The sequence below is a fragment of the Methanococcoides sp. DA23 genome, assembly GCF_057593895.1.
The window spans coordinates 1,108,482-1,133,752 of sequence record NZ_CM172520.1 but is presented as its reverse complement, the minus strand read 5'-3'; the positions used below and the strand labels follow the sequence as shown (position 1 = coordinate 1,133,752).

The following is a 25,271-nucleotide window of genomic DNA, read 5'->3' as shown; positions in this document are numbered from 1 at the left end:
AATGGCAATACCAAAAATACCGATAGGTGAAGGTATGGAAAAAGTGGTCAATTGGATAGAAGATGATTTTGGAATATTGCTGGATATATTTAGCGATATAACAGATTACATGATATCCGGTCTTAATGATGCACTGCTCTTGTTCCCCCCCATTGTATTTGCATTGATAATTGGTATCGCTGCATATTTCATCGGCAGGAAGGACCTAAAACTTGCGATTGGCAGTACGGTTGGTCTGCTTCTGATAGAGAACATGGGACTATGGGTACTATCCATCGAGACTATTTCCCTTGTGATCACATCGGCTTTCCTTGCATTAATTATCGCAATACCATTGGGAATAATTTCAGCAAAGAATGAATTTGCATACCACGCCATCAAACCTCTGCTCGATCTGATGCAGACAATGCCATCGTTCGTCTACCTCATCCCTGCGGTCATATTCTTCGGGCTTGGAAATGTTCCGGGACTTGTTGCAACCATCGTTTTTGCAATGCCTCCTGCGATCAGACTTACTACCCTGGGAATTCAACAGGTGCCCAAGGAACTTACCGAGGTCGCAGATGCATTTGGATCAACACCCTGGCAGAAACTGACCAAGGTGGAACTGCCAACTGCTCTGCCAAGCATAATGGCCGGTGTGAACCAGTGCATCATGCTTTCCCTTTCAATGGTAGTAATAGCTGCCATGATCGGTGCAAGGGGTCTGGGATATCAGGTACTCATCGGGATTCAGAGGGTAGATATAGGCCAGGGATTCGAAGCAGGACTTGGAATTGTGATCATTGCGATCATACTCGACAGGTTCACGCAGCACCTCACACCAAAATGAGGTGCCTTATCTTTTTATTTTTATTGCGGAACCACCGCATATTACCTCATAAATAAAAAAATAGTGTTTGTGATATATTGAACGGAAAAATAAAATCATTATTACTGGTATTGCTAATTGCAATAAGCCTTGTTGGCGCAGGATGTGTCCAACAGGAAGATGGAACTGATACAGAATCAAAGGAAGTAACTGTAGGATATGTTCTATGGGACGGCGAAATAGCAAGCACGAATGTGATCGAACAGGTTCTTGAGAAAAAGGGCTATGATGTTGAGATCGTTGCAGTGGATGCAGGCGCCCTTTATCTGGGAGTCGCACAGGGAGATTTCGATTTCACAACATCCGCATGGTTACCTGTAACACAGGAGAACTACTGGAACCAGTATGGAGACCAGTTGGTCAGTGTCAGAAACAACCTTGAGAACTGTCCTCTGGGACTTGTTGTACCAGCGTATGTAGAGATAGATTCCATCGAAGAACTCAACGAAAACAAGGAACTGTTTGACGGAGAGATCATCGGTATAGACCCTGGAGCAGGTATCATGCAGAACACAGAGAATGCGATCGAGGCCTATGATCTGGATTACAAGTTGGTCTCAAGTAGTACCGCAGGTATGACCGCACAGCTTCGCAAAGCTATCGATGATGAAGAACCCATCGTTGTTACACTCTGGTCCCCACATTGGTCATTTGGTCGCTGGGACTTGAAGTACCTTGATGATCCAAAAGGAGCTTTTGGTCAGGCAGATAATGTAGAGACCCTTGCTCGCACAGGTCTTGAAGAAGACATGCCAGAGGTCTATGACGTACTCACAAGATTCCACTGGACCCATGAGGACATACAGTCAGTGATGAGTGATATGGAAAGTGGAATGGCTCCTGAGGATGCAGCAGCAAAGTGGATAGAGAATAATCCTGAAAAGGTAAACGAATGGCTGGGAGAAGAATTATAACTTCTCTCTCATTTCTTTTTTATTAATTTTATACATATCATAAAAATATCAGAATTTATCGTTTTCTACGAACAGGTTTGTATCTTTTTTATTGTAAAGAATCTCTAAAGAACAGAAAATCTGGCTCTTTAGAAATTCCAAAATAAACTGTGCACTCAAATGTTGCATGCTTTATTTTTTAGTTATGCATATAATTTATATAATATATTACTTAATTGATATTAAGTTGGTTTTCAATAGGTATATAGGAAAATATGGTCCTAAGTGATAGAAATAAACTCGATGTAAGTGATAAGAAAAGATCACCATTAGACAAAGTCTCATCTTCGAGTCCAATTATATGGAAATTATTGATCCCATTACTTCTTACAGCATTGATATTGATCGCTTCCTTTTCAGTTTTACTATGGTGGCAGCAGGATCAACAAATGGAAGATGGGATCCAGAAAACAATAGATCTCGTTCAGAATGAGTATGAAATAACCTTGGAGAAACAATCTTCTAGCATGGTTACTGAATTGGATTGGATCGCTGTAAATGAACCTTTGATCGATGCCTTGGAAAAGCAAGACACTGATACTCTTTTAACAAATTCCCAGAATATATATGAGAGACTATCTCAGGTCCATGATATAACCCACTTTTATTATCAGGATCGTAATAGGATAAATGTGTTGAGGGTACATAGACCTGATCAAAGAGGAGGCTCCATTGAAAGATTCACCCTACTCGAAGCTGAAAGAACAGGGAATGTTGTTACTGGAGTGGAACTTGGTTCACTGGGATTTTTCACCCTACGTGCTGTAAAACCTGTATATTCCAATGGAACATTGATCGGCTACATAGAACTTGGCAAAGAAATAGAGGATATTCTCAACTCCATCTCAGAAAATACGGGTGCTGAGTTGACCGTTTTTATCTACAAGGATTCTCTTGATAGGGATAACTGGGAAAATGGCATGCTTCGATCAGACCGGGAAGCAGAGTGGGACCGATATTCTTCAAAAGTTATTATTTATGGCACAGTTCCTTTATCGACTGCTTTTGAACAGCCCATCGAATTAGAAAAATCTATAACGAAAGGTAATTCTCTTGAAATAGAAGATAATGAAACTATATGGCATACGTCATCAATTACATTAAATGATGCTTCAGGCGATGAAGTCGGTTTCATGCTGATCAGACAGGATATAACAGCAGAAAAAAACCTGTTCGTTGAAAATTTGAAAACATTAATTGTAAGATCAATTTTGCTCTTCGTATTATTGTGTTCCTTTTACTTTTTTATGTTGAAGAGAACTGCTCAAGACATATTTGAAAACGAGTTTATAGTAAAGGAAAGTAGTGATCGCTTCAGAGCCGTTATCGAATCTGCACATGATGCAGTTATGATCGTGAATTCCAAAGGAAAGATCGTTTACTGGAATAAAAGAGCTGAATCAATATTCGGTTATGATAGGGATGAAACAATAGGTTCCAATCTTTTGACATTGATCCCGGAAAGATATAGGGAAGCTCATAAAAATAAATTCAATGGGTCAGATATAACTGGCCTAACTGTCCAGATCGAGGGATTGAAAAAAGATGGTTCTGAGATCGCAGTTGAACTTTCAATATCAAGCTGGAATTCGAAACATGGTCGTTATTTTGGTGGAGTGATCCGTGATGTCACTAAGAGGAAAGAAGATGAGGATATGCTGACAAAATATGCAGCAGAACTTGAGCGTTCGAATGAACTCAAGACCATTTTTGCTGATATCATGCGTCATGACCTGATGAATCCTATAAGCTTCATAAATGGATATGTTGGTGTGTTACTGGAAACAGAAAAGGACCCTGATAAAGTCACCAAGATAAAGCGTTTGAAAAGCGTCACCTCAAAATTGATCCTCATGATAGAAGAAGCATCAAAGTTCTCAATGCTGGAGGAGTCGGATGAAATTACTTTAAAGGTCTTTGATCTGGAATTGATGTTAAGGTCATCTGCCATGTATATTCAAAAACAGGCAGACGAAAAAGAAATGTCAATTGAGCTCGATCTTGAAGGACCTTATTTTGTGAAAGCTGACCCCATGGTAGAAGATGTGTTTGCAAATATTCTTTCAAATGCTATAAAATACAGCCCGGAAAAAACAAAAGTTATAGTTGATGTTGCTGATCAAGGAGAGTTCTGGAAAATAAGCATTACCGATTCAGGCGAAGGAATTTCAGATGAAGATAAGCCTCTGGTATTTGACAGGTTCAAACGTGTTAACAAAGGTAACATCAAGGGAACAGGTATTGGCCTTGCGATAGTGAAAAGGATCATGGAGCTACATGAGGGCGACGTGGGAGTAAGTGACAATCCAGAAGGACAGGGTAGTGTTTTCTGGGTAACTCTGAAAAAGGCTGATCTTTAAGCAGAGCAGGGATATTCACGAACAAATTTACAGATATGAAGATCACACATCCGAGAAATAGCGATCATAAATTTAGAACATAAGCTATGAAAAAAGATCAGTCTGCTGAAGACGATCACATTCGAACTAAAGTCAATTAAAAGGAAGTGTTTTCAGGATCAATTGGAATTGTAAATGTGAACGTACTTCCTTGTCCAACTTCACTCTCGACCCAGATATCTCCGCCATGCATTTCAACAAATTTCTTGACAATTGCAAGCCCAAGACCAGTGCCCCCATAACTTCTGGCAATTGAAGAATCCACCTGTTTGAAGGTATCAAATATTTCATCTTGTTTATTTTTAGGAACTCCAATACCGTTATCTGACACAGAGATCTCCAACATATTGTCACAATCAACAGCATTGATCTATATACAACCATTTTCAGGTGTGAATTTCAAGGAATTACTTAATAGATTAGACAATATTTGTTTCATCCTTAATTTATCAGCATACACTTCGATATTTTCAGAACTAAACTGATTACAGATCTCAATGTTCTTTTTATCTGCCAGATGTTTAATTATATATTCCATATTACGAAGGAAGGAAGATAAACTAAACTTTTCACATTCAAGTTCTATTTTCCCGCTTTCGATCTTCGATATCTCAAGAATATCATTGATCAAATCCAGTAAGTGTTTCCCGCTGTCCATAATATTGTATGAATAATTAATTTCCTTTTCATTCAGGTTACCGTAAGTATTGTTATTTAGCAACTGTGAAAAGCCAATTATGGAATTAAGAGGTGTGCGTAGCTCATGGCTCATGTTTGCAAGGAATTCAGATTTGGTACGGTTGGCAGCTTCTGCAACGAGTTTTGCATGGATCATTGCATTTTCTGCTTGCTTCCGCTCTGTGAGATTTCTAGAAGTTGAGAGGACAGCTGGTTTACCATCATACTCAATAATGCGATTGCTTAGTTCTATGGGGATAAGAGTACCGTTTTTACAAATTGATACACTTTCAAATATGGAACACATCCCCTTTTGTAATTGCTTGATATTATCAGGTATGCTTGATGCATATTCAGAAGAATCCAGGTCCATTATCGACATATTCAGCAGTTCATCTCTGCTATAACCCGTGAATTCGCAAGCAACTTCGTTCACTTCCAGGATGATGCCGTCAAAATCGTATATTAGGGTTGGATCATTAGAATTATTAAAAAATGTTCTGAACTTATGTTCCGATTTTTGTAAAGCAGACTCTATCTGCTTGTGTTCGCTGATGTCTACGAGTATTCCCCTAATACCTATTGTTCTATCATTATGAACAATTCTGCTTGAATATATGCTGATAGGAAATGTACTGCCATCTTTTCTCAGAGCTGTGTATTCGTTAGCCCCTCGATCTTTTCCACGCACAACCTTCTCTACATTCAGTTTAGCCCTATCCAGATCCTCGGGGATCAGTGTCTGATAAATATTTGAACCTTTGGCAAAGTCTTCCTGGGCGTAACCGAACATTTCAAATGCATGATTGTTTACGAATGTGAGATTTCCTTGTAGATCAGTTTCAAAAACAGTTTGGGGCAAGGAATCAGCCAACTCTTTATACTTGGTCTCGCTTTCTTTTAGTGCCTTTTCAGACAGCTTCTGTTCTGTAATGTCATCAGCATTGAGCAAAACCATTGGTTCGTTGTTTTGCTTTATCAGAATAGTTGAAATTAAAAAATGAATTGTTGCAGACCGGTCATTGGTCATTATTTCCAATTCACATTTCTTTTTGTAAATGTTCTCACTGGTCTCAAAAGTGTGCATTACAGAATTTCGCACAGTACATTCTGTGCATACTCTGTTTTTCCCACACCCTTCTTCTTTCAACGAATTCATACATCCAAACAGTTCGCCACCAAGAAGACCAATGCTATCTTTATTTTCCTTTCCTAATGTAATAGAGGCAGCACGATTGATGTTTTCAACTCGACCTTCCTTATTGACAAGGACCAGAATCAGAGGAAGATTCTCAAAAATAGAATTTAAGATCCCAGGACCTTCAAACGATCCAGCAGGAATATTATAAGGTTCTTCGGCAGATAAATTAGTCAGAACATCTTCTATTCCATTCATATTTGATTATCTCTCAACAGGTCATATTTTCAGTATAAAATAAATAAATTTATATTATATATAGTAGTCGTCATTATATTGAATATATTATACAATTACCAAAGAAAATATGGAATGAAGATGGCATTGACTTTCAAGACGAGATAAATATGATCGCAATCAAAGCAGCAGCTAAACCTAACCATTGTTTTGAAGAAAGCTTTTCTTTGAGTATAAACCATGCAAGCAAAACTGTCCCTGCGGGGTAGAGGGAAGACGTAATAGATGCTATGTCGAGTCGACCTGCCTGAGATGCAAAGGCAAAAAAGGTGTTTCCTCCTGTATCAAAGATTCCAGCAATGATGATTATGGGAAGGACGCTTTTGGGTGGTATATAGACCTCCCTTTTCAGCGCTATAAATGTGATCAATGTTATAGCTGCGGCTATCCTGGCAGCGGTAAGAGGCCAGAGTACAGCCGTATCACTAACCTTGTCGATGGATATAAAAAATAGTCCGAATCCCATTCCGGCTATCAGTGGAAGTATGAGATCGGTACGTTCGATTTTACTGTGTCCATCTCCTCCACCTGCAATGAGCCAGACTGCTACAAGTGCGAAAGCAAAGCCTATCATTTGATGAACAGCAGGAAGTCCTTCGTAAAAAGTACCGTAGATGACTGGTACGGAAGCTGCAACGATTGCCGAAATGGGGGCAACAAATCCCATGTTACCCTGTGAAAGACCACGATAAAGGGCCAGAAGTCCAATGCCTATGAAAACTCCTGCAACAGCTCCCCAGACCATACCACCAAAAGGCGGCATCTTTTCTGCCATTAAATGAGCTGAAAAGGCAAGAAGGAAAATACCAACGATCTGGGTTATCAGAACAACACTATAGACATTTGCACGTTTTGATGCAAAGCCTCCACTGAAATCTCCGGCACCCCAGCACATAGCTGACATGAGGCCAAAAAAAACCACAAGGAATTCGACAGGTATCATATATCTGATTCTCCGAGAATAACTATATTGTATTGTATCTGCTTGGATTTATATCCTTACTTTTTTGTATGGCAACATACTGCTAATTAGTTAAGCAACAATATGAACCATTATTTTGAGATGCAGAACTTGTTAACACTTCTACGGATCTTCAAATAAGAGAAGCAGAAATCGGTCCTATAATGAAATCAAAAGATAAAAATTGATCATTCAGCAGATCATATATTGATATTCTGAAGGTTCGAATTCAGAGGATCAGTTGGAATGGAAAAAGTGAACGTACTTCCCTTTCCAACTTCACTCTCGACCCAGATATCTCCACCATGCATTTCAACAAATTTCTTAACGATCGAAAGGCCAAGACCAGTGCCCCCATAGCTTCTATTGAATGAAGATTCTACCTGAAAGAAAGGGTTGAACAGTTTATCCTGATCATTTGGTGAAATGCCGATTCCATTGTCTTTAACAGAAATATGCATGAAGTCCTCTGAGATCCTACCCCCGATAGTCACTGCTCCCCCTTGATCGGTGAACTTGATGGCATTGCTTACGAGATTGTAAACGATCTGCTTGAATTTGACCATGTCTGCTTTTATAGCAGGCATTCCAATGTCAATTTCACAGTTCATGGCGATATCTTTCTCTAATGCAATAGGCATCATCAATGCTTCTACTTCATCAATAGTGTCGGATACGAAGAATTCACTTATGTGAAGTTCCATCTTGCCAGATTCGATCTTTGAGATAGACAGAATGTCATTGATAATATTCAAAAGATGTTTACCATTACCAAGAACATTAGAGATGTATTTCTTCTGAGAATCATTCAAAGAACCGTGAGTTTCATTGTTGATCACATCCGAAAAACCAATGATCGAATTTAAAGGTGTCCTCAGCTCATGGCTCATGTTTGCAAGGAATTCGCTTTTGGACTGGTTGGCAGCTTCTGCAACGAGTTTTGCATGGATCATTGCATTTTCTGCTTTCTTGCGTTCAGTAACATCCCTTATGATTGCCATGTCTGCTGGCCGACCTTCATATTCAATAGCAGATGGACTTACGTCCACTGGAATTCTCCCCCCATCCTTTGAGATGATCTCGATCTCATAATTAGTGGTGACCTCTTCACCCCTCAATCTCTTAATGTACCTTTCTTGTACCACTTCTTTGCATTCAGGTAGAATAAAATCAATGAAAGGTTTTTCGAGTTCTTCCTCGATAGAGAAGCCAGTAATATTCGCCATCGTTTGGTTCCCATATTTTATTAGACCATCTTGAAGAATAATTATCCCATCGTTTCCTTTTTCGACTAGCGTTTGGTACTTATTTTCACTAGCCTTAAGTGCCCTCTCTGATTGTTTGTGCCCGAGGCTAGCCCCGATAATGTTGGCCACCATACGTAAAAGGCTAATGTCTTCTTCTGCCCACTCTTCAATATCAACCACATTGTCCAAACCGATAAACCCAGCAAGCTTATTATTTATATGAAGGGGGAAAGCTAGCAATGATCTGATATCTTGTATTTCAAGTAGTTCTTTCTCTGACGATGCTTCTTCGGGTAAAGCTGAGACATCGCCGATGCAAATTGATTCGCCATTATTGAGTTTTTTCATCCACCAAGGGAACATATCCAAGGGGAGGTCCTGAAGATTTTCTTTTTGGCATGAAGTACCTTTTTTACAATATTCATGCGTATTATCCATCGTATTTCCATCATCATTGAACAGAAAAATATAACTTCGACTGCTCTCACATATTTTGGAAATATCCTCAAGAGCTTGATCGATATTAAGGTCAATATCATCAGAAAGAACAAACAAAGAAGAAATAGAAGATACTACTTTTTCAATTTCAAGCTTCTTCACAAGGCGCGATTCTGTATTTTTTATATGTGATATGTCAATAAAACTTTCGACAATAACCTTACAATCATCTCTATTCACCAGCGTTGCAGTTTTCAAAATAGGAATTTTTTTGTCACCTTCGACCAGCAGTTCACGCTCTGATTTATCGATTATTAATTGCATGTCACTAATTGGACATTTTCCTCGTTCTGCAGGACAGATATATTTGTGACATATATGACCAATAATTTGTTCTTTCGGTCTACCGATCATCTCAGAAGCTGCAGCATTCACATCAATTATTTCATGAGTTTCCAGATCAATGATCACAATGCCAGCAATTAAGGAATCCATGAGGATCGATAAACAATGATCATTTTCAAATTCCATATCATCTTCCCCTACAACATAGTAAATTTACCAGCATCACGAAAATATTATCCCCTGAGCATAATAGTTCTTATTTAATATAAATAATATCCCACACATCGTATTTTATTTAAAAAGTCAAACACAAGGGCATTTATCAGACTTCCCTAAAAACCATAAATTGCTAGATAATGAAGACAAAATGACATAACTTGAATCAATCATCAAATAAAAAGATGAACAGATAATTGAAGATATTAAATCCACAGATACTAACCTCCAGGAAGCCCTTATGTTTAATATAGAATTCTTTTTTTAGATTCCAATTAATTTATATAATGCTACTCGATCTCGAAAAACAAGAGGGTGTGCATGAATGAATGAGTCTAGCTTTGCAATACTTATGAAATAATTCATATATAATAAAATCATTTATATATTATGCTTCTTGCAGTCTTACTTGCGGTCATTGGAATTGCCTCGGTCATCATACTCTCCCAGTTATTTGGTTATCGTCTTGGAGGGGTGATAGTTGTACCTGTTCTTGCTGTTTATACGTGTAAGAATTTTCTTATGCTACCTTTGTTCCTTGTGGGTACCATAGTTGCATATCTGGGAATGCGTTACCTGCAAAAGAATACTATGATCTATGGTAGGGATGAACTTATTGCAACATTGCTTCTTGGTTCAGTACTGCCTGTTGCAGGGCTTTTTTTCATGAAAGGGATTGGATACGACCTTACCGATATTGTCTTCTTTGGCAGTATCCTCCCAGGACTTGCAGCTTATAATTATTCCAGAATAAAGCCAGAGTATAGGTTCCATGATATTCTGGCATCTTGTACTATATTTATTGGACTTCTGGTAGCAGCCTGGGTATTGGTGAATCCCTTTCTCAGTGAAGCGATAGGTGGACTCACACCCCCAGTTCTTTTTAGTCCAACATCTGATCTGGCAGTTTTAAGGAATGCAACGGTTGATACTTATCCCGCACCTGCGATAATCGATCGTTTTTCTGCATTTATCCTTTTTATGATATCCCTGATATTATCGGAGTTCGTCAGGAAGAATGCAGGCATACGCCTAGGCGTGGTCTCAATGGCCATACTTGCCATATTCGCACTTGAGAACAAGTGGTTCTTTGTACTTTATTTTGTCAATCTTTTTGTTTCTTTCATTGGTATCTCTCTGATACAGAAAACAACGTTGCTCTATGGAAGGAATCTTATTGGGCTTGGAGCTTCAATTTCGCTGCTGCTGACAATTCCATTTGTGTTTATCATCCCGATGTCGCGTGGTCTGTCGATATTCTTCCTTGGATTGATCGCAGGTTTGAATGCATATAACCTTCATGTCACATCTCCTGCCGAAAGAAAATTGTTCGTACCCCTGCAGATATCCCTGCTGGCACCGCTTATAGTCCTTGCAAGAGCTCTTGGCAAAGGACAACCTCAGGGCATATTCCATGAATTTGGTGCAGTACAGTTACTTCTAGTTGCCGTGGCAGCTATCATCTCCATATTATTTGTAAAATACAACTGGGTTCCCAAACCACTGGATAATCATGTCTGGAATGCTTCACTGTTCTCGGAGGAAGATGAATGAAACGGGCAATTTATGAGATATATAATAGATCAGGCGGATGGACATGGAGATTACGGAATAAAGAGGAGATCCTTGCTTACAGTGGTAAGATGTTCAAAAGTTCTTCTGATGCCTGGAGAGAAGTTGATCGTGTCCGAGCAATGGCTGCAAGACTTGCGGGAATAGGCGCATATCAAGATGTAAACCTTGATGAACTTCCTTCAATGGAAATTGCCAATGCTGATTCTGAGGACTGGCATTTGACATTTTGTAGTGGCAATACCCTTGCATGCAGTGCAAAGCACTTTGAGATATATGGAGAAGCTAAAGATAAGCGCAAGGAACTACTTCGGGACATGGTTGGTGCACTCAAGATCTTTGTAATGGATGAAAGTGATGATCTGCTTACTTTCAAGATAGAGAAACATGGACCATTGAACTGTTTTGGGTGTATCTTTAAAAGAGGTCGTAAGCACCGGGATCTTCTGGATATGACCGATATCCGCATTGATGTGGTAGGGATCCGCGGAAAGTCTTCCACTGTTCACCGTCTTTCGGAGATATTCACAAGGCGTGGCTATAATACATTGGCCAAGGTAACAGGAAATCGCCCTCATCTTATCATCAATGGATTTGTAGTACCGATCGAAAGAATGGGTCCAAACGTCACCCTTTATGAGAACATGCGTGGTTATCAGGAGTTTGTGCCTGTCATCGAGTCCTATTCGCCAGATGATAGGAAGGACATCGCTATCTTTGAAAATCAGGCCATTACTGAATATACCACAAGGATGGTAAATGAGGTCTTTGTAAAACCACATATTGTGGTGATCACCAATGTGAGACAGGATCATCTTTCCACACTTGGCAAAGATAAAAGTGAAATCGCACGAGCCTTTGCCCGTTCGATACCAAAGGGCACTGTTGTTATTAATTGTGAGCAGAATGAGGTTTTGCAGGATTACATGAGAACAGAGATCGAAAAACGTGGGGCTACTGTCAAGAATGTGGAAATTCCGAAAAAACACATTGGTCTTTTAGGTGCTGAAACAATACATTCTTTAAACTACGTTCTTGATGAAGTTGGTAGCGTTCCCATTCCCTTTGATGAGCTGGATGCATATCTTAAGTCCATGCAACCCAGCTGGATGGAACTCGATGGTTGTACGCTCTTCAATGCGGCTGAGGTAAACGATGTTGAAAGCACTGAGATGATACGCCAGCAACTTGCCGGGAAGAACAAGATACTTCCATTTGTATACCTGAGGGACGAGCGCAGGGGCAGATCATTCTCCTTTGTGAACTACCTCAATTATCTTTTTGAGAAAGGCTACATTGATGAGGTTTTCATTGCCGGGCGTACTATTGCTCCGTTTGCGAGAAATCTAAAAGCTCCAACACGTAAGTTCAGTACAAGTGATGATGTATCCATGGTCCTCGATGAAATGGAAAAGGTAGGCATCCCCATTATTCTTATGGGCAATACAGTAGATGAATTTATGAGACAGATGGAAATTGAGATCTCAAAAAGAGTCCGAATGGGAGACAACACTCATTATTCACCTCATGTAGATACCCTGGAGAAAGTGAATACAAAATTCGTTTAATTCATGAAATGGATGAATTATACTATGTAATAGGACCTTATGATGCATATCAGAGAGACAAAAAGGTCAAAGATCATTTCAATAAAGGGCATAGGAGCCATTTATCAGAGAATACCACAATCGTATATTTTTTAAGCAATGTAGACTTATATTGATTAATGGATCTTGTCGGTTATTTCATTTATTCTTTTATCACATTGTTCGTTATTGTGAGCCCTATTACCGCAGTAATTACATTTATAACGCTCACTAATAATCTGACTCTGGGTGAAAAGAACGTAATTGCAAAGAAGTCGGTTGCTTTAGCTTTTGTCATTGCTGTATTTTTCATGTTTACGGGGAACATTATATTAGATGTTCTTGGGATCAGTCTTGATTCACTGAAAGTTGCTGGTGGTCTGTTACTTATTATGATAGCTTTTGAAATGATGCAGGCCAGGACCTCAAGAGAAAGTATTACTGATAAAGAGATAGATGAATCTTCTAAACGTGACGACCTCTGGATCTTCCCAATTGCAATGCCTATACTAACAGGGCCTGCCACCATAACAACAGTCATAGTCCTTACAGAGACCGCTGAATCAGTTCAGCAAAGAACACTCATTATGCTCGCATTGGTACTAACTTATTCAATAGCCCTGGTAACATTTCTCTTTTCCAGGAGAATACACAAAAAGATTGGATACAATGGAATGCTGGTACTTACCAGACTGTTTGGTCTGTTCCTGGGTGCAATTTCAGTAAGTATGATCGCCAGTGGGATCTGGGGAATCTATTTGAGTCTGAATCCAGTATAAATGTGACCGCCGAAATCTTTTTGGATAATCGATGTTGACTTCTATACTGAATCTTTTTTCGTTCACTAATAATAAGAATTATTTTTCAATTTTCATTTATATAGTTGAAAGTAACCCCACTGAATAACCAATTCGTATGGACCTACAAAAATTGATGAAAATTTCCGATATATATTATCAGCTTTGTTACCAGTTTAGGTTTATTAGTATTCAATTATGGGAGTAAAAACCGTTATTAATCAATAAACCAACTTTCAAGAGTAGTAGAACACAGGAGAAATGAAACATGTCAAATTCACAAACAATGTCAACAGAAGAGCTGTTTGCACTCCCAAAGAATGAATTCATTAACAGGTGCAAAGAATGGTGTAATGAGTTCAATGATGGAAAACCTATGAGAACAAATGAAGATAATCCATGCCCGGTTCACGCATGGGTAGCACTTAATGGGAAGAAATGCGCTCATGAGACCGTTGCTAACATTGCACAGTGTCCCGTATGCGACCAACCAATGTGCCCGGATTGCATGAATCATAATGTCCACCAACTCTCAAGGGTAACCGGATATATATCAAATGTTAGTGGATGGAACGCTGCAAAAAGGCAGGAACTTAAAGATCGGGTACAATCGGATCTAAAATGATGTGATCTACAGATAAAGGGATAATTGGGGGTCTAATTATCTATCTTTTTTTCAACTCATTATAGTTACATTCGAATTAGATATGTCATCAGAATATTGGATCTGTAGAAAACCTATTTAACATTTAATTTTCACGGCTCTTTAGAAAACTTATCAAAATCAACATCTAAATTGAGTTATTTTCCGAATATTGAAGATTTCTACATAGCCAATTTTAATGAAATTAAAAAAGATCCAATCCATCTGACGACACGATTTAAGTATCTGATACAGATAAATAATCTATTGGGGGGAATTGAGATTGGAGATCAAGATCATAGGAGTTCCAACAGATTTTGGAGCAAATCGCATCGGGGTTGACCTGGGGCCAGCTGCGATCAGATATGCCCGTTTATTTGATACTCTAAATGATATGGGTTTAGAGGTTGAGGACCTGGGAGACATTGGATCTCATTTAATTGAGAACGATCCAAAGAGCGAAGATAAAAAATATGAATTACAGGTGTTGCAGGTAACTGATGTTTGTGAGGAACTGTCATTAATGGTCAATAGGGCAGCTAACATGGATCAGATCCCTGTTATCCTGGGCGGGGACCATAGTGTTACCATAGGTATTTTGGGAGGTATGGCAAAGGTAAAAAAAATGGGTTTGATATATTTTGATGCCCATGGTGATTTCAATACTTCCGGGACCACCTTAAGTTACAATATCCATGGGATGGGCCTAGCTGCTATAGTGGGAAGGGGATCACCGTGTTTGGTAAACTGTGTTGGGGTCACACCTAAAGTTAAAGAGGAAAATGTAGTATTGGTTGGTGCAAGAGACCTGGATCCGGCTGAAAAAGAATTATTGCGAGAATCCAGGGTAACCGTTTTTACGATGGATGATATCGATAGATCAGGTATCCGTCAGGTCATGGAGCAAGCAATTGATATTAGTAGCAAGGGGACCGAGGGAGTGCATATCAGCATTGATATGGATTTTGTAAATCCCCAGGAAGCACCAGGGGTGGGAACCCCTGTGAAAGGGGGGCTTACCTACCGTGAGGGTCATTTGGCTCTGGAGATGATCGCTGAGGCAGATATTCTGGCTTCTCTGGACGTGATGGAGGTGAATCCGATCCTGGATTGCCACAACCAGACAGCAGAACTGGCAGTGGAATTGATCGCTTCGGCTCTGGGGAAGAGAATTTTATGATATTATTCTCAATATCCCATTTTTTATTGTTTCATAATTCTCAATAACGATCACTTTGCACTGTTAGAGTTACTGTTTCTACTTAGCCACAGCTACCGGAGGCTTTTCACATATTTTGTTCAAAACAAAAAATAAAAAATAAAAAAGGAAATTATGGTTACTTTTGCTCTTTCTCGAGCCTGACCATAATATCACCTTTTCTCAGCTGTTCTAAGGGCTTCTTCGAAGATGTCAAGGCCCTTATCTGCTTCCTCTTCTGTCAGAACAAGGGGCGGGGAGATACGAATGACAGAATCACCACTTGGCAGCAGGATTATACCCTGCTTGAAACCTTCAACGAGTATCTTGTCCCTTAGGCCCGGGTCTGGGGCTTTGTCTGGTTTTACAAACTCCACCCCTATCATCAGGCCCATTCCACGAACATCCCCTATGACCGGATGTTCCTGCTGCATTTCCCGCAGCCTTTTCATGATGTATCCACCCAGTTCCCTTGCATGTTCCCCGATCTTCTCCCTTTCCATGAACTCGATGCCAGCAAGGGAGGCTGCTGAGGCTAGCAGGTTGCCTCCGAAGGTATTGGAATGGGTGCCAGGAGGCCAGTCCATAAGGGAGCGGTCTGCAAGTGTGGCTCCCATGGGAAGACCAGCTCCAAGTGCCTTTGCCATGCAAACGATATCCGGTTTTATCCCAAAATTCTCCATTGCCAGGAACTTACCTGTGCGGTAGCATCCGGTCTGTACCTCATCAGCCACCATAAGTACATCATTGTCATCGCAGATGCGTCTGATCTCTTTGTGGAACTCAGGAGGTGGTACTATATATCCTCCCTCTCCCTGTATGGGTTCCACGACTATGGCTGCGGTGTCCTAGGGACTCAGCTCCTTCTTGAAAACGGTGCTCTCTATCTGTTTTGCACACTCTATTCCGCATTCCGGATATTCCAGGTTCAGGGGGCACCGGTAGCAGTATGCGTAATGGGAATGCACGGCCCTGATGCTCGGGAAATTTGTCTTATGTTTTACCTTGGAACATGTCAGCGAAAGGGAACCCAGTGTCCTTCCATGGAAGCAGTTGTAGAAACTTATGAGGCTCTGCCTCTTTGTCTTCCACATTGCCAGTTTGATGGCAGCCTCCACGGATTCCGTGCCACTGTTTGTGAAGAACAGATGGTTGTACCCTGTCACCTGCTCCAGTTTCTCTGCAAGTTTAAGGGGCGGCTCTGCAAAAAAGTCTTGAAAACCGCAATGTATCATCTTCTCCATCTGGGCTGAGATCGCTGCATTGACATTGGGGTTAGAATACCCGACGTTCATGACGGCAAAACCGGCTGCAAGATCGATGTATTCCTTGCCTTCTACATCTGTGATGATAGCACCTTTGCCTTTCTCGATCACCAGGGGATAGGGTCGTGTGATACACATTGATATAACGTTGCAATCGCGGTCGATGATATCCTTTGTTATTGGATCGGTCATACTCCTGCCTCACTGGTCAATCTGGGCTCTCTGGAGCTTCCCGCTGTAATCGAAGTACACGGCCTTGATATCTGAGAACTCCCTGACGGCATCGGTTCCCGCTTCCCTGAAACCATTACCTGTACCCTTCACACCTCCAAACGGCAGGTGTACCTCGGCTCCGATGGTTGGGGCATTGATGTATGTTATACCTGAATCTATCTTTTCGATCGCCTTGAACGCACTTGTTATGTCCTTTGTGTAAATGGAGGATGAAAGTCCATATCTGGTATTGTTCGCTACCTCGATGGCCTCTTCAAGACTTGAAACGGTTATCAGGCATAGCACAGGTCCGAATATCTCTTCCTGGGCAATGGTCATGTCGGGGTCCACGTCAGTGAAGACCGTCGGCTCGAAGAAATATCCCGGCAGTCCGGGATCGGTCACATTTCCACCGGTCAGCAACCTTGCTCCCTCTTGCTTGCCGATCTCGACATATTTCTGTATCTTGTTGAGCTGGCTCTTGTTGATCACCGGCCCCACATCGATATCAGGCATCAGTCCATCCCCAAGCTTTAGCTTTTCTGTCATCTCTACAAGTCTTTGTGTTAACTCGTCCTTGATCTTCTCATGCAGTATGATCCTGCTGGCGGCAGTACATCTCTGCCCTGTGGTCCCGAAAGCACTCCAGAGCACACTTTCAAGTGCAAGGTCGAGGTCGGCATCGTCCATTATGATGAGTGGATTCTTTCCCCCAAGCTCGAGGGACACCCTTTTCATTTGTTTACCGCATTCGCTCATGATCCATTTGCCTGTCTCCAGGCTGCCGGTAAAGGAGATTGCCTTTATCTCCGGATGGTGGACAATGGCCTGTCCCACTATCTCCCCCGGCCCAAAGACGAGGTTGATAACTCCCGGTGGCAGCCCTGCTTCCATTAGTATCTCAACAAGTTTTATCGTCAATAATGGCGTGTCACTGGCAGGTTTCATCACAATCGAATTTCCGGCCACAAGGGCAGGCATTATCTTCCATGCGGGTATGGCTATTGGGAAGTTCCAGGGCGTTATCATGCCAACCACCCCTATCGGCCTGAGCACGGTCATGCAGAACTTGTCCTTCAACTCCGAAGTGGTGGTCTCTCCGAAAAGCCGCCTCCCCTCGCCTGCAGCGTACACGGCTATGTCGATGGCTTCCTGGACGTCCCCCCTTGTCTCATCAAGGACCTTACCCATCTCCTCTGTCATCAGGCGGGCAAGTTCTTCCTTTCTCTCCTCCAGTATCCTGGCAGTCTTGAAGATGATCTCGGCCCTCTTTGGAGGTGGTGTCTCACTCCAGATCTTAAAGCCCTTTAAGGCAGCCTCAACGGCCTTATCAACATCATCGATCGCAGCGATCTGCAGGCTTGCTATCTTCTCCATCGTCGCAGGATTGATATCATCAAAGCTATCTTCAGTGGATGATTCTGTCCACTCTCCGTCTATAAACAGTTTGTACTCTTGCATTGGCAACTCCCCAATAATCGTTGGGGGTCATATTTTATAAAGGCATTGTCAAAAATTGGATATGTATAGATCATTTTCCTTAAATTCAGCTAAGCTACTAAAATTTTAATAATAAGAAGTTCCCTGTGCAGGAAAGTATAGAAATCAAGTGAAAGAAGTGAAATTCAAGGTACTAATACACGATCTTGATAGGGTATGTCAAGATTGTATTTTTAGTGTGGTTGAGGATTTCTACAAAGCCAAATTTTGGTATCTTCGGCTTCCAGGATGAAGTCTAACCTTATATATAGTTTAAAGAAAAAAATAGAGTATAGTAATATTGTGGGGGAAAGGCAGTATTGCTATTAAGAGGGGGGAATTTACAATTACAAAGAATCCTGAAACCGTTCCAGATGTAAATAGATCGCCTCAAAAGGACTTAGTGAGTGGTGAACTTATTGCAGGAACATCAAAAAGCGTGTGTCCTGAATGCCTTGAAGTTATAGATTGCCAGATAATACTGCGTGAGAACATGGTCTTTTTGCGTAAGCATTGTGCGGATCACGGTTCTTTCGAAGTCCCTGTATATTCGGATGCTAAGGATTATCTGGATGCGGTAAAGCACAACAAGCCCGGTTCAAAGCCCTTGCACCCAACTCCTGTTTCCAAGGGCTGTCCTTATGATTGTGGATTGTGTGAGGCTCATCAACAACACACATGCGTTGGGATCATAGAGATAACTGATATGTGTAATCTGAACTGTCCGGTTTGTTTTGCAGATTCAAAAGGACTTTTTACACTGCCGTTTGAAAAAGTAAAGGAGATGATAGACCTTTACGTTGAGAATGAAAAGGAACCCGAGGTACTTCAGATAAGTGGAGGTGAGCCGACATTACATCCGGACATCCTTGGGATCCTGGAATATATGGGCCAAAAAAATATCCTTTACCCAGTACTGAACACCAACGGCCTGAAACTTGCTGACATGGATTTTGCAAAAAAAGTAGCATCTACCGTGCAAAATGATGTATCTGGAGTTGGCAAGCCAGTCATATATTTTCAATTCGACGGGTTCGAGGACAAGACCTATACAACCATTAGGGGAAGGCCACTTATCGATATAAAATTGAAGGCGCTTGAGAACTGTGAAGAACTTGGTTTAACTGTTGCTCTGGTAGCCACCATTGTCAAAGGAGTAAACGAGCACGAGATTGGTTCCATCATAGATTATGCGTTGGGCAAAACAAACATAAAAATGGTCAATTTCCAGCCAGCTACCCTGACAGGAAGGTATGAACTGGAAAAGAAGGTAGAAACAGCGCTTACGATTCCTGAAGTATTACATGAGATCGAGGATCAGACAGGAGGTCTATTGAACAAAAAGAACTTCATTAGCATCCCCTGCCCTCATCCAACCTGTTCGGTTTGCTCCTATGTTTACAATCACAAGGGAAAGAACATCTCGCTAACCAAATTCCTGAATTCCAGTGCCTGCAGGGATTATCTTGTTGACCGTACGATCGCAGACCTTAAGGTCACTTCCAAGATCGAAAGATCGATCAATGCTCTCAATATGGTCATGTCCAAAACGAACATGTGTGGCGGCGATGGTGGACAAAAGTGTGATTGTACATTGTTCCAAGGTATGGTTTCAGATACAGGCAAAATAATCGACAATGTCACCCTTATCTCGGTCCATGCATTCATGGATGAATTTAATTTCGACCTGGAAAGAGCGAAGAAATGCTGCATAACAGAGATCCTTCCTAACGGACAGATGATACCTTTCTGCGTGTACAACATACTCTACCGGAAAGGATCGAGCGAACAGTTCAGGAACATGTATCAGAACGAATTCATGAACAATGGTGATCATATAAATAAAACCGAGGGTCAATGATGGAACCAAAAGAAATCAAGAAGATGGTAAAAGAAGGTTATGCCAAAGTTACAAAAACCGGATCAACCTGCTGTTCAAAGACAAGTCCATGCTGCAGTTTGAGTGGTGTGGCAGAGAAAATAAGTAAGGAGATCGGGTATTCTGAGAAAGAGCTTGATGAGATACCGGAAGGTGCAAACCTTGGCCTTGGTTGCGGGAATCCCACTGCATTAGCGTCTTTGAAATTAGGTGAGACCGTCCTTGACCTGGGTTCGGGTGCAGGCTTTGATTGTTTCCTTGCAGCCGCCAAGGTGGGAAAGGAAGGTAAGGTCATCGGTGTGGATATGACACCGGAGATGATAGAGAAAGCCAGGGAAAACGCCTCAAGTGGGGGGTATGTGAATGTGGAATTCAAGCTGGGGGACATAGAAGAGATACCTGTTGCTGATGCTTCCATTGATGTTGTAATCTCAAACTGTGTCATCAACCTCGCCCCTTCAAAGGATAAGGTATTCAGGGAGATTTTCAGGGTACTGAAGGACGGGGGACGTTTCATAATATCGGATATGGTCCTGTTAAAAACCATTCCTGACAAGATAAAAGAATCAGCAGAAGCTTATATTGGCTGCCTTTCAGGTGCGATGCTGAAGGATGATTATCTGGATACGATCAAAAATTCAGGGTTCGAGGATATTGAGATAATAGAAGAGACGAACTATCCTTTCGAACTGATCGTTGAAGTGGTCTCTTCCGACGAGATGGCCGCAATACTGAAGGATCTGGAGCTTTCCATGGAAGAAGCAAGAGAGATCGCTGAATCGGTCATTAGCATTGAAGTGCGTGGGGTCAAGCCGTCCTGATCATCGGTTAGCTGTTGTATCCCGCTTTTCAAGCAGCTGCTTAACAGACAGGTTTTGGATTGCTTAAGTTGGAAAACCTTGATGTTGCAACTGTACTGACAGCTCCATTTGGAAGCATTACAAGTACTGACAAGGACTAAAGAACTGGTTTACAATAAATTGATAAAGCAGAAAAATAATGGTGACATGATATGAACGAATTAGATGCAATAACAACTGAAGCACCTGAATGTATAGGATGTAAACATTTCATCGAATCGATTGGCATACCTGCATGTAAGGCATTCCCATATGGCATTCCATCAGAAATATGGCAGGGGTTCAAGAAACACCATGAATCATACGAAGGTGACCATGGATTTTGTTTTGAAGCTATTGTTCAAAATGAATAAAATTGTGGAATATGGAATTTATTTCTAAAATATAATATAAATATATTAATGAATAAAGTTCTTTTAATATTTTACCTACTTCCCTTCTGTGCTTAAATCCTTCTTGCTTCTCTCCCTCTATGTGAAGTATCCACATTTTTAACTCGCACAGGGAGAAACATAAAGAGAATTCACAGAGGCATTTCACGAGACAATTTATAAGCTAATAAGCAGCATTATAAACTATGTACGAGCTACACACTCCTGTTAACCATAAAGCTGTAGCAAAGTACATTGGATATTACCTCATAGCTTTTACGTTCGTATTGATTGTTCCGGCAATTGCTGCATTCGTACTTGGAAATATAGAAGCTGCCATCGATTATGGAAGCACTGCTGTCGTAGTGTTCATCATTGGCTCTTTGATATATCGCGCTCTTCCGGACTATGACCTTGAAACGAAGGAAGCACTCATCATCGTTGCACTGGTTTTCCCGATCTCAGCGTTCCTGAGTGCTGTTCCAATGTCACTTACAACGGGAATGCCTTTTATTGATGCTTATTTTGAAAGTGTGTCAGCCGTTACGACAACAGGACTCAGTGTTGCACCTGCAGATGTAGGACCCGTTTTCCTGTTTGCACGTTCCTGGGCGCAGTGGGTGGGCGGGATTGGAATAATTCTAGTGGTGCTTTCCGTCCTGATACGACCTGGAACAACAGCATCCAGGATGTACAAAGCCAACTATGGAGATATGAAGATCAAACCAACTGTAATATCCACCACCCGTACCCTTGGAAAAGTCTACATTATAATAACATTGATCTCCTTAATTCTGCTTTTAATGAGTGGGATGTCCCTGTTCGATTCTATTTGCCATGCATTCTCTTGTGTATCTACCGGTGGATTTTCAACACGTTCTGAAAGTATAGGAGCATATCAGGGAAGCCTGATACCCACTGCAATAAGTATATCGTGTCTTCTGGGAGCAGTCAGTTTTGTACTTTATCCATACCTCTTCAAGAAACCGGAGAAATTCTTCAAAAATCTGGAACTTCGGTATTTCCTGGCCTTCATAACCATAGGATCAATTGTTTTTGCTTTTACTCTCGAAAGAGAAAATATGGACTATGATCTGATACAGGACAGTCTTTTTCAGATAATAAATGCAATTACTACTGCAGGGTTTTCTACTATAGACCTTTCCATTTTGTCTGAGGCTTCAAAAGCAGTGTTGATATTTATGATGTGGATGGGGGGTAATGTAGGATCCACGGCAGGCGGGATCAAGATATTAAGAGTGCTTTTGCTCTTAAAAGTGGTACATAATGTACTGTTGAGATTGTTCCTGCCCAGGGAGACCATTACACCGATAAAGATAGAGGACCACGTCATAGAAAGTGACGAGATCTACAATCTTGTGACCTTTATGTTGCTTTATACGTTGATCCTTATCGCATCATCATTCATCTTCATGCTTTACGGGACGAATATGAGTAGTTCCGTGTTCGAGGTATCTAGTGCTTTGAGCACGGTGGGACTTTCCGCAGGAACGACCAGTGCATCAATGCCTGCGGTCCTTAAGTTAGTGTTAATAATTGACATGTTGTTTGGAAGGATAGAGATAATTCCATTGATATTGCTATTCATGCCGGGAACATGGATAAAAAGAAAATGGGCAAATAAGAGGAAGGTGAGAACATGAGAGTCATTATAGTCGGAGCCGGTTCACTGGGAATACATCTTACCAGGAATATGATCGCACAAGGTAAAGAGGTCATACTTATCGAGAAAGATGAAGCCATAGCTAAAGAGCTTGCAGAAACCTTGGATTGTACGGTGATAAATGCCGAAGGCACAAGACCCGATATCCTTGAAAAAGCAGATATAGATAAGGCAGACGCAGTTGTTGCTTGTACAACCAATGATCAGAACAACATCCTGATCGGATTGATAGCCAGAGATGCTAAGGTTGGGAAAGTTGTTCTCAAGTTAGAGGACAGGCAATTCATGGATATCGCAAGCAAGCTTGGGTTCTCTTATATGATAAATCCATCCAGCATATCTTCCAGCTATATATCAGATGTTCTCAGAGGAATAAACACAATTGAACTGAGTAATTTGGTACGCTCTGATGTGCGTTTTATGGGCGTACTGACTACTGACAAAATAATTAATATGAAACTGTCCGAGATCTCACTACCAGAGGATAGTGCATTCATAGGCCTCTACCGTAAAAGTGAATTCATCCTTGCAGAAAAGGATCCGAAATTGTATGAAAAGGATGAACTGATCCTTGTCACCAAGGCAGATATGATAAACAGTGTTAATGAAGTTTTGGGCAGAAATGTCAAGACATGAAGTAGATCTTAAACGAGATGTAATGGCGTAAATTGCAAAAAATAAAAGAGATCTATTCAATGCCACATAAGAGCAAAAATATCATAAAAGCGGATTCAGGCTTTCAAATATCTTTTTTTTGGATTCCTTTTCAACTTCTCTGATAGTAGCAGTAATGTATGTGAGCTTTTCAGGATCTTTGGCAATTTCATCCAGGATTTTCGTTTCAACCCAGATCTTTGCGCTAAATTCATGCCCTCTTGGTTTTACCTCTACAAAGTAACGGGTCGAGCCGAGTGGTTCTAAAACTTCACCTAATTTAGAATGTATCTTCTTTTCCAGTAGTGTTGAACGTTTCATAGGTCTGATTTCCTTTATTCATTTATAGAGTTTTAGACAGGATCTCTAAGGAGGAGGGCTTTTTACATTTATTAGATGAATTTCTTCTATTGGGTTTCCATATATTCGACATAAGCCTGATTGAACTGGTACTCTATAGGCTGACAACTATTGGTACGTTAAAACTCAGTGGTCGTATTGAGATTGGTACTGAGGACTATGAACTGATCTAGATGAACTAAATTATGCATCCATGTCAGAGGAAAATGGCCAAAGATCATATTAATAATGGGTATAGGAGCCTTTAATCAGAGAATACACATTAAAGTGAACCCTCTTCCCCATAAGCCCCAAGCTCGCTTCATATCATACGACTCCCACACCCAGGCAAAGTAATTGTCCTGTAAGTTAAAATCAATTGCGGTAAGATGTTTAATTATTTTAAGATATATTTATTTCCTTAACTATTATTCGAACAAAAAGAGGGAACTATTATCTAGATGCGAGTAAGCTGATGAGTGAGTTAAATAAGGGCAAGAACTCGGAAATGGAGCACGAATTGGCAACTATCCCAGGAGAACTCAATAATAGAAACTGTCATTTTTTTGCATATATACCTATCTTCAATGAATAACTGAAGAAGAAAGTGACAATGATAGGAATAAGGCACAAAGTTATGAAGAAACAGAAGTTTTAGATGAGTTCTAAAAGAGCAAAAAAGAAGTTTTGGGGGGTGGGGGGTAATGCCCTTAAAGAACTCGCTAAATCCACGTAAACATTATGCATCTATAAATAGATTTCCACATAGAATAGTCGAAGAGGAACATTTCACTGATTGAAATCAGAGCACAACCCGGTCCGCAACACCAGTTCCCGGAATGGGAGCTTCGCTTAATTCATTAGATAGGTTATGAGATTGGAATAAAACATACTATGCAAAAGGGATTTGTTATGCATCCTTGGAGTCATAAAATAGGTAAAAGATCACTTTGATCATGGGCATGGGAGCCATTTATCAGAGAATGCCACCTTTTAGTGGAATTCTCGTCCCCCACAAGTCCCCAAACTCGCTCTACGCCATATAACTCCCACACCCATTTAATATATTGGTTTGTAGGTTAAAACCGATTACGGTAAGACATATAATTTATTATACAATATATATTGATTTTGAGAAACTAATAAAAATCTAAATGCTATATTATAATTAATTTTTGTAAAATTAGC

Annotated in this window: 19 protein-coding genes and 1 pseudogene; 13 read left to right on the top strand and 7 right to left on the bottom strand. The window is 40.7% G+C overall.

Annotated features, from left to right (window positions below; genetic code table 11):
* Position 1: 1 nt before the first annotated feature.
* From AC20MK_RS05565 to AC20MK_RS05555, 3 genes are all read left to right on the top strand, one after another.
* Positions 2 to 832 (top strand): ABC transporter permease, encoded by an 831-nt coding sequence (locus AC20MK_RS05565; protein ID WP_487356979.1) that lies wholly within the window; start codon positions 2 to 4, stop codon positions 830 to 832.
* Positions 833 to 909: 77 nt separating this feature from the next.
* The gene (locus AC20MK_RS05560) at positions 910 to 1,785 is read left to right on the top strand and encodes a glycine betaine ABC transporter substrate-binding protein (RefSeq protein ID WP_487356978.1); all 876 of its coding nucleotides are present in this window, start codon (positions 910 to 912) and stop codon (positions 1,783 to 1,785) included.
* Between the two features lie 254 nt (positions 1,786 to 2,039).
* Positions 2,040 to 4,184 carry a PAS domain S-box protein gene (locus AC20MK_RS05555; RefSeq protein ID WP_487356977.1) on the top strand — a complete coding sequence of 715 codons (2,145 nt, stop codon included), beginning with the start codon at positions 2,040 to 2,042 and terminating at the stop codon, positions 4,182 to 4,184.
* Between the two features lie 136 nt (positions 4,185 to 4,320).
* Here the strand turns inward: AC20MK_RS05555 and AC20MK_RS05550 are convergent, their stop codons facing one another.
* The 4 genes from AC20MK_RS05550 to AC20MK_RS05535 form a co-directional block, all read right to left on the bottom strand.
* Positions 4,321 to 4,569, bottom strand: coding sequence for an ATP-binding protein (locus AC20MK_RS05550; RefSeq protein ID WP_487356976.1), 249 nt, complete (start codon positions 4,567 to 4,569; stop codon positions 4,321 to 4,323).
* Between the two features lie 24 nt (positions 4,570 to 4,593).
* Positions 4,594 to 6,297: a PAS domain S-box protein gene (locus AC20MK_RS05545; RefSeq protein WP_487356975.1), complete on the bottom strand. Its 1,704-nt coding sequence runs from the start codon at positions 6,295 to 6,297 to the stop codon at positions 4,594 to 4,596.
* A gap of 133 nt (positions 6,298 to 6,430) precedes the next feature.
* Positions 6,431 to 7,279, bottom strand: coding sequence for an EamA family transporter (locus tag AC20MK_RS05540; protein WP_487356974.1), 849 nt, complete (start codon positions 7,277 to 7,279; stop codon positions 6,431 to 6,433).
* Between the two features lie 218 nt (positions 7,280 to 7,497).
* A complete protein-coding gene (locus tag AC20MK_RS05535; RefSeq protein ID WP_487356973.1) occupies positions 7,498 to 9,513 on the bottom strand; it encodes an ATP-binding protein in 2,016 nt (671 codons plus the stop codon).
* Positions 9,514 to 9,933: 420 nt separating this feature from the next.
* Here AC20MK_RS05535 and AC20MK_RS05530 point away from each other — a divergent pair, with 420 nt between their 5' ends.
* The 5 genes from AC20MK_RS05530 to rocF all read left to right on the top strand — a co-directional run bounded on the left by AC20MK_RS05530 (position 9,934) and on the right by rocF (position 15,321).
* Positions 9,934 to 11,097 (top strand): poly-gamma-glutamate biosynthesis protein PgsC/CapC, encoded by a 1,164-nt coding sequence (locus tag AC20MK_RS05530; protein WP_487356972.1) that lies wholly within the window; start codon positions 9,934 to 9,936, stop codon positions 11,095 to 11,097.
* Positions 11,094 to 12,683 (top strand): Mur ligase family protein, encoded by a 1,590-nt coding sequence (locus AC20MK_RS05525; RefSeq protein WP_487356971.1) that lies wholly within the window; start codon positions 11,094 to 11,096, stop codon positions 12,681 to 12,683. Before AC20MK_RS05530 ends, AC20MK_RS05525 begins: the two co-directional genes overlap by 4 nt.
* A gap of 158 nt (positions 12,684 to 12,841) precedes the next feature.
* Entirely contained in the window at positions 12,842 to 13,480 is a 639-nt protein-coding gene (locus AC20MK_RS05520) for a MarC family protein (RefSeq protein ID WP_487356970.1), read from the top strand.
* A gap of 286 nt (positions 13,481 to 13,766) precedes the next feature.
* Entirely contained in the window at positions 13,767 to 14,123 is a 357-nt protein-coding gene (nrdD, locus tag AC20MK_RS05515) for an anaerobic ribonucleoside-triphosphate reductase (RefSeq protein WP_487356969.1), read from the top strand.
* Between the two features lie 301 nt (positions 14,124 to 14,424).
* Positions 14,425 to 15,321 (top strand): arginase, encoded by an 897-nt coding sequence (rocF, locus tag AC20MK_RS05510; RefSeq protein WP_487356968.1) that lies wholly within the window; start codon positions 14,425 to 14,427, stop codon positions 15,319 to 15,321.
* A gap of 191 nt (positions 15,322 to 15,512) precedes the next feature.
* On the opposite strand, the pseudogene AC20MK_RS05505 reads toward rocF, so the two are convergent.
* Both AC20MK_RS05505 and AC20MK_RS05500 read right to left on the bottom strand, forming a co-directional pair.
* A pseudogene (locus AC20MK_RS05505) lies at positions 15,513 to 16,742 on the bottom strand (aspartate aminotransferase family protein).
* A 63-nt stretch (positions 16,743 to 16,805) separates the two neighbouring features.
* Entirely contained in the window at positions 16,806 to 18,278 is a 1,473-nt protein-coding gene (locus AC20MK_RS05500) for an aldehyde dehydrogenase family protein (protein WP_487356967.1), read from the bottom strand.
* Between the two features lie 421 nt (positions 18,279 to 18,699).
* Between AC20MK_RS05500 and AC20MK_RS05495 the strand changes: the two genes are divergently transcribed.
* The 5 genes from AC20MK_RS05495 (at position 18,700) to AC20MK_RS05475 (ending at position 23,726) form a co-directional block, all read left to right on the top strand.
* A complete protein-coding gene (locus AC20MK_RS05495; protein ID WP_487356966.1) occupies positions 18,700 to 20,157 on the top strand; it encodes a radical SAM protein in 1,458 nt (485 codons plus the stop codon).
* Positions 20,154 to 20,996: an arsenite methyltransferase gene (locus AC20MK_RS05490; protein ID WP_487356965.1), complete on the top strand. Its 843-nt coding sequence runs from the start codon at positions 20,154 to 20,156 to the stop codon at positions 20,994 to 20,996. The genes AC20MK_RS05495 and AC20MK_RS05490 overlap by 4 nt, the downstream gene beginning before the upstream one ends.
* A 191-nt stretch (positions 20,997 to 21,187) precedes the next feature.
* Positions 21,188 to 21,388, top strand: coding sequence for a hypothetical protein (locus tag AC20MK_RS05485; RefSeq protein ID WP_487356964.1), 201 nt, complete (start codon positions 21,188 to 21,190; stop codon positions 21,386 to 21,388).
* Positions 21,389 to 21,612: 224 nt separating this feature from the next.
* Positions 21,613 to 23,070 (top strand): TrkH family potassium uptake protein, encoded by a 1,458-nt coding sequence (locus AC20MK_RS05480; RefSeq protein WP_487356963.1) that lies wholly within the window; start codon positions 21,613 to 21,615, stop codon positions 23,068 to 23,070.
* On the top strand, positions 23,067 to 23,726 hold the full coding sequence (locus AC20MK_RS05475; RefSeq protein WP_487356962.1) for a potassium channel family protein: 660 nt from the start codon (positions 23,067 to 23,069) through the stop codon (positions 23,724 to 23,726). Before AC20MK_RS05480 ends, AC20MK_RS05475 begins: the two co-directional genes overlap by 4 nt.
* 81 nt (positions 23,727 to 23,807) lie before the next feature.
* Here the strand turns inward: AC20MK_RS05475 and AC20MK_RS05470 are convergent, their stop codons facing one another.
* A complete protein-coding gene (locus AC20MK_RS05470; RefSeq protein ID WP_487356961.1) occupies positions 23,808 to 24,065 on the bottom strand; it encodes a hypothetical protein in 258 nt (85 codons plus the stop codon).
* Between the last annotated feature and the right edge of the window lie 1,206 nt (positions 24,066 to 25,271).

Bases quoted from the DNA above. Each gene is read 5' to 3' on its own strand.
- AC20MK_RS05555 (WP_487356977.1), top strand. From the start codon at position 2,040: ATGGTCCTAAGTGATAGAAATAAACTCGATGTAAGTGATAAGAAAAGA.
- AC20MK_RS05470 (WP_487356961.1), bottom strand. From the start codon at position 24,065: ATGAAACGTTCAACACTACTGGAAAAGAAGATACATTCTAAATTAGGT.
- AC20MK_RS05565 (WP_487356979.1), top strand. From the start codon at position 2: ATGGCAATACCAAAAATACCGATAGGTGAAGGTATGGAAAAAGTGGTC.
- AC20MK_RS05500 (WP_487356967.1), bottom strand. From the start codon at position 18,278: ATGCAAGAGTACAAACTGTTTATAGACGGAGAGTGGACAGAATCATCC.
- AC20MK_RS05525 (WP_487356971.1), top strand. From the start codon at position 11,094: ATGAAACGGGCAATTTATGAGATATATAATAGATCAGGCGGATGGACA.
- AC20MK_RS05490 (WP_487356965.1), top strand. From the start codon at position 20,154: ATGATGGAACCAAAAGAAATCAAGAAGATGGTAAAAGAAGGTTATGCC.
- AC20MK_RS05550 (WP_487356976.1), bottom strand. From the start codon at position 4,569: ATGTTGGAGATCTCTGTGTCAGATAACGGTATTGGAGTTCCTAAAAAT.
- AC20MK_RS05475 (WP_487356962.1), top strand. From the start codon at position 23,067: ATGAGAGTCATTATAGTCGGAGCCGGTTCACTGGGAATACATCTTACC.
- AC20MK_RS05545 (WP_487356975.1), bottom strand. From the start codon at position 6,297: ATGAATGGAATAGAAGATGTTCTGACTAATTTATCTGCCGAAGAACCT.
- AC20MK_RS05480 (WP_487356963.1), top strand. From the start codon at position 21,613: ATGTACGAGCTACACACTCCTGTTAACCATAAAGCTGTAGCAAAGTAC.
- AC20MK_RS05520 (WP_487356970.1), top strand. From the start codon at position 12,842: ATGGATCTTGTCGGTTATTTCATTTATTCTTTTATCACATTGTTCGTT.
- AC20MK_RS05540 (WP_487356974.1), bottom strand. From the start codon at position 7,279: ATGATACCTGTCGAATTCCTTGTGGTTTTTTTTGGCCTCATGTCAGCT.
- AC20MK_RS05535 (WP_487356973.1), bottom strand. From the start codon at position 9,513: ATGGAATTTGAAAATGATCATTGTTTATCGATCCTCATGGATTCCTTA.
- AC20MK_RS05530 (WP_487356972.1), top strand. From the start codon at position 9,934: ATGCTTCTTGCAGTCTTACTTGCGGTCATTGGAATTGCCTCGGTCATC.
- nrdD (WP_487356969.1), top strand. From the start codon at position 13,767: ATGTCAAATTCACAAACAATGTCAACAGAAGAGCTGTTTGCACTCCCA.
- AC20MK_RS05485 (WP_487356964.1), top strand. From the start codon at position 21,188: ATGAACGAATTAGATGCAATAACAACTGAAGCACCTGAATGTATAGGA.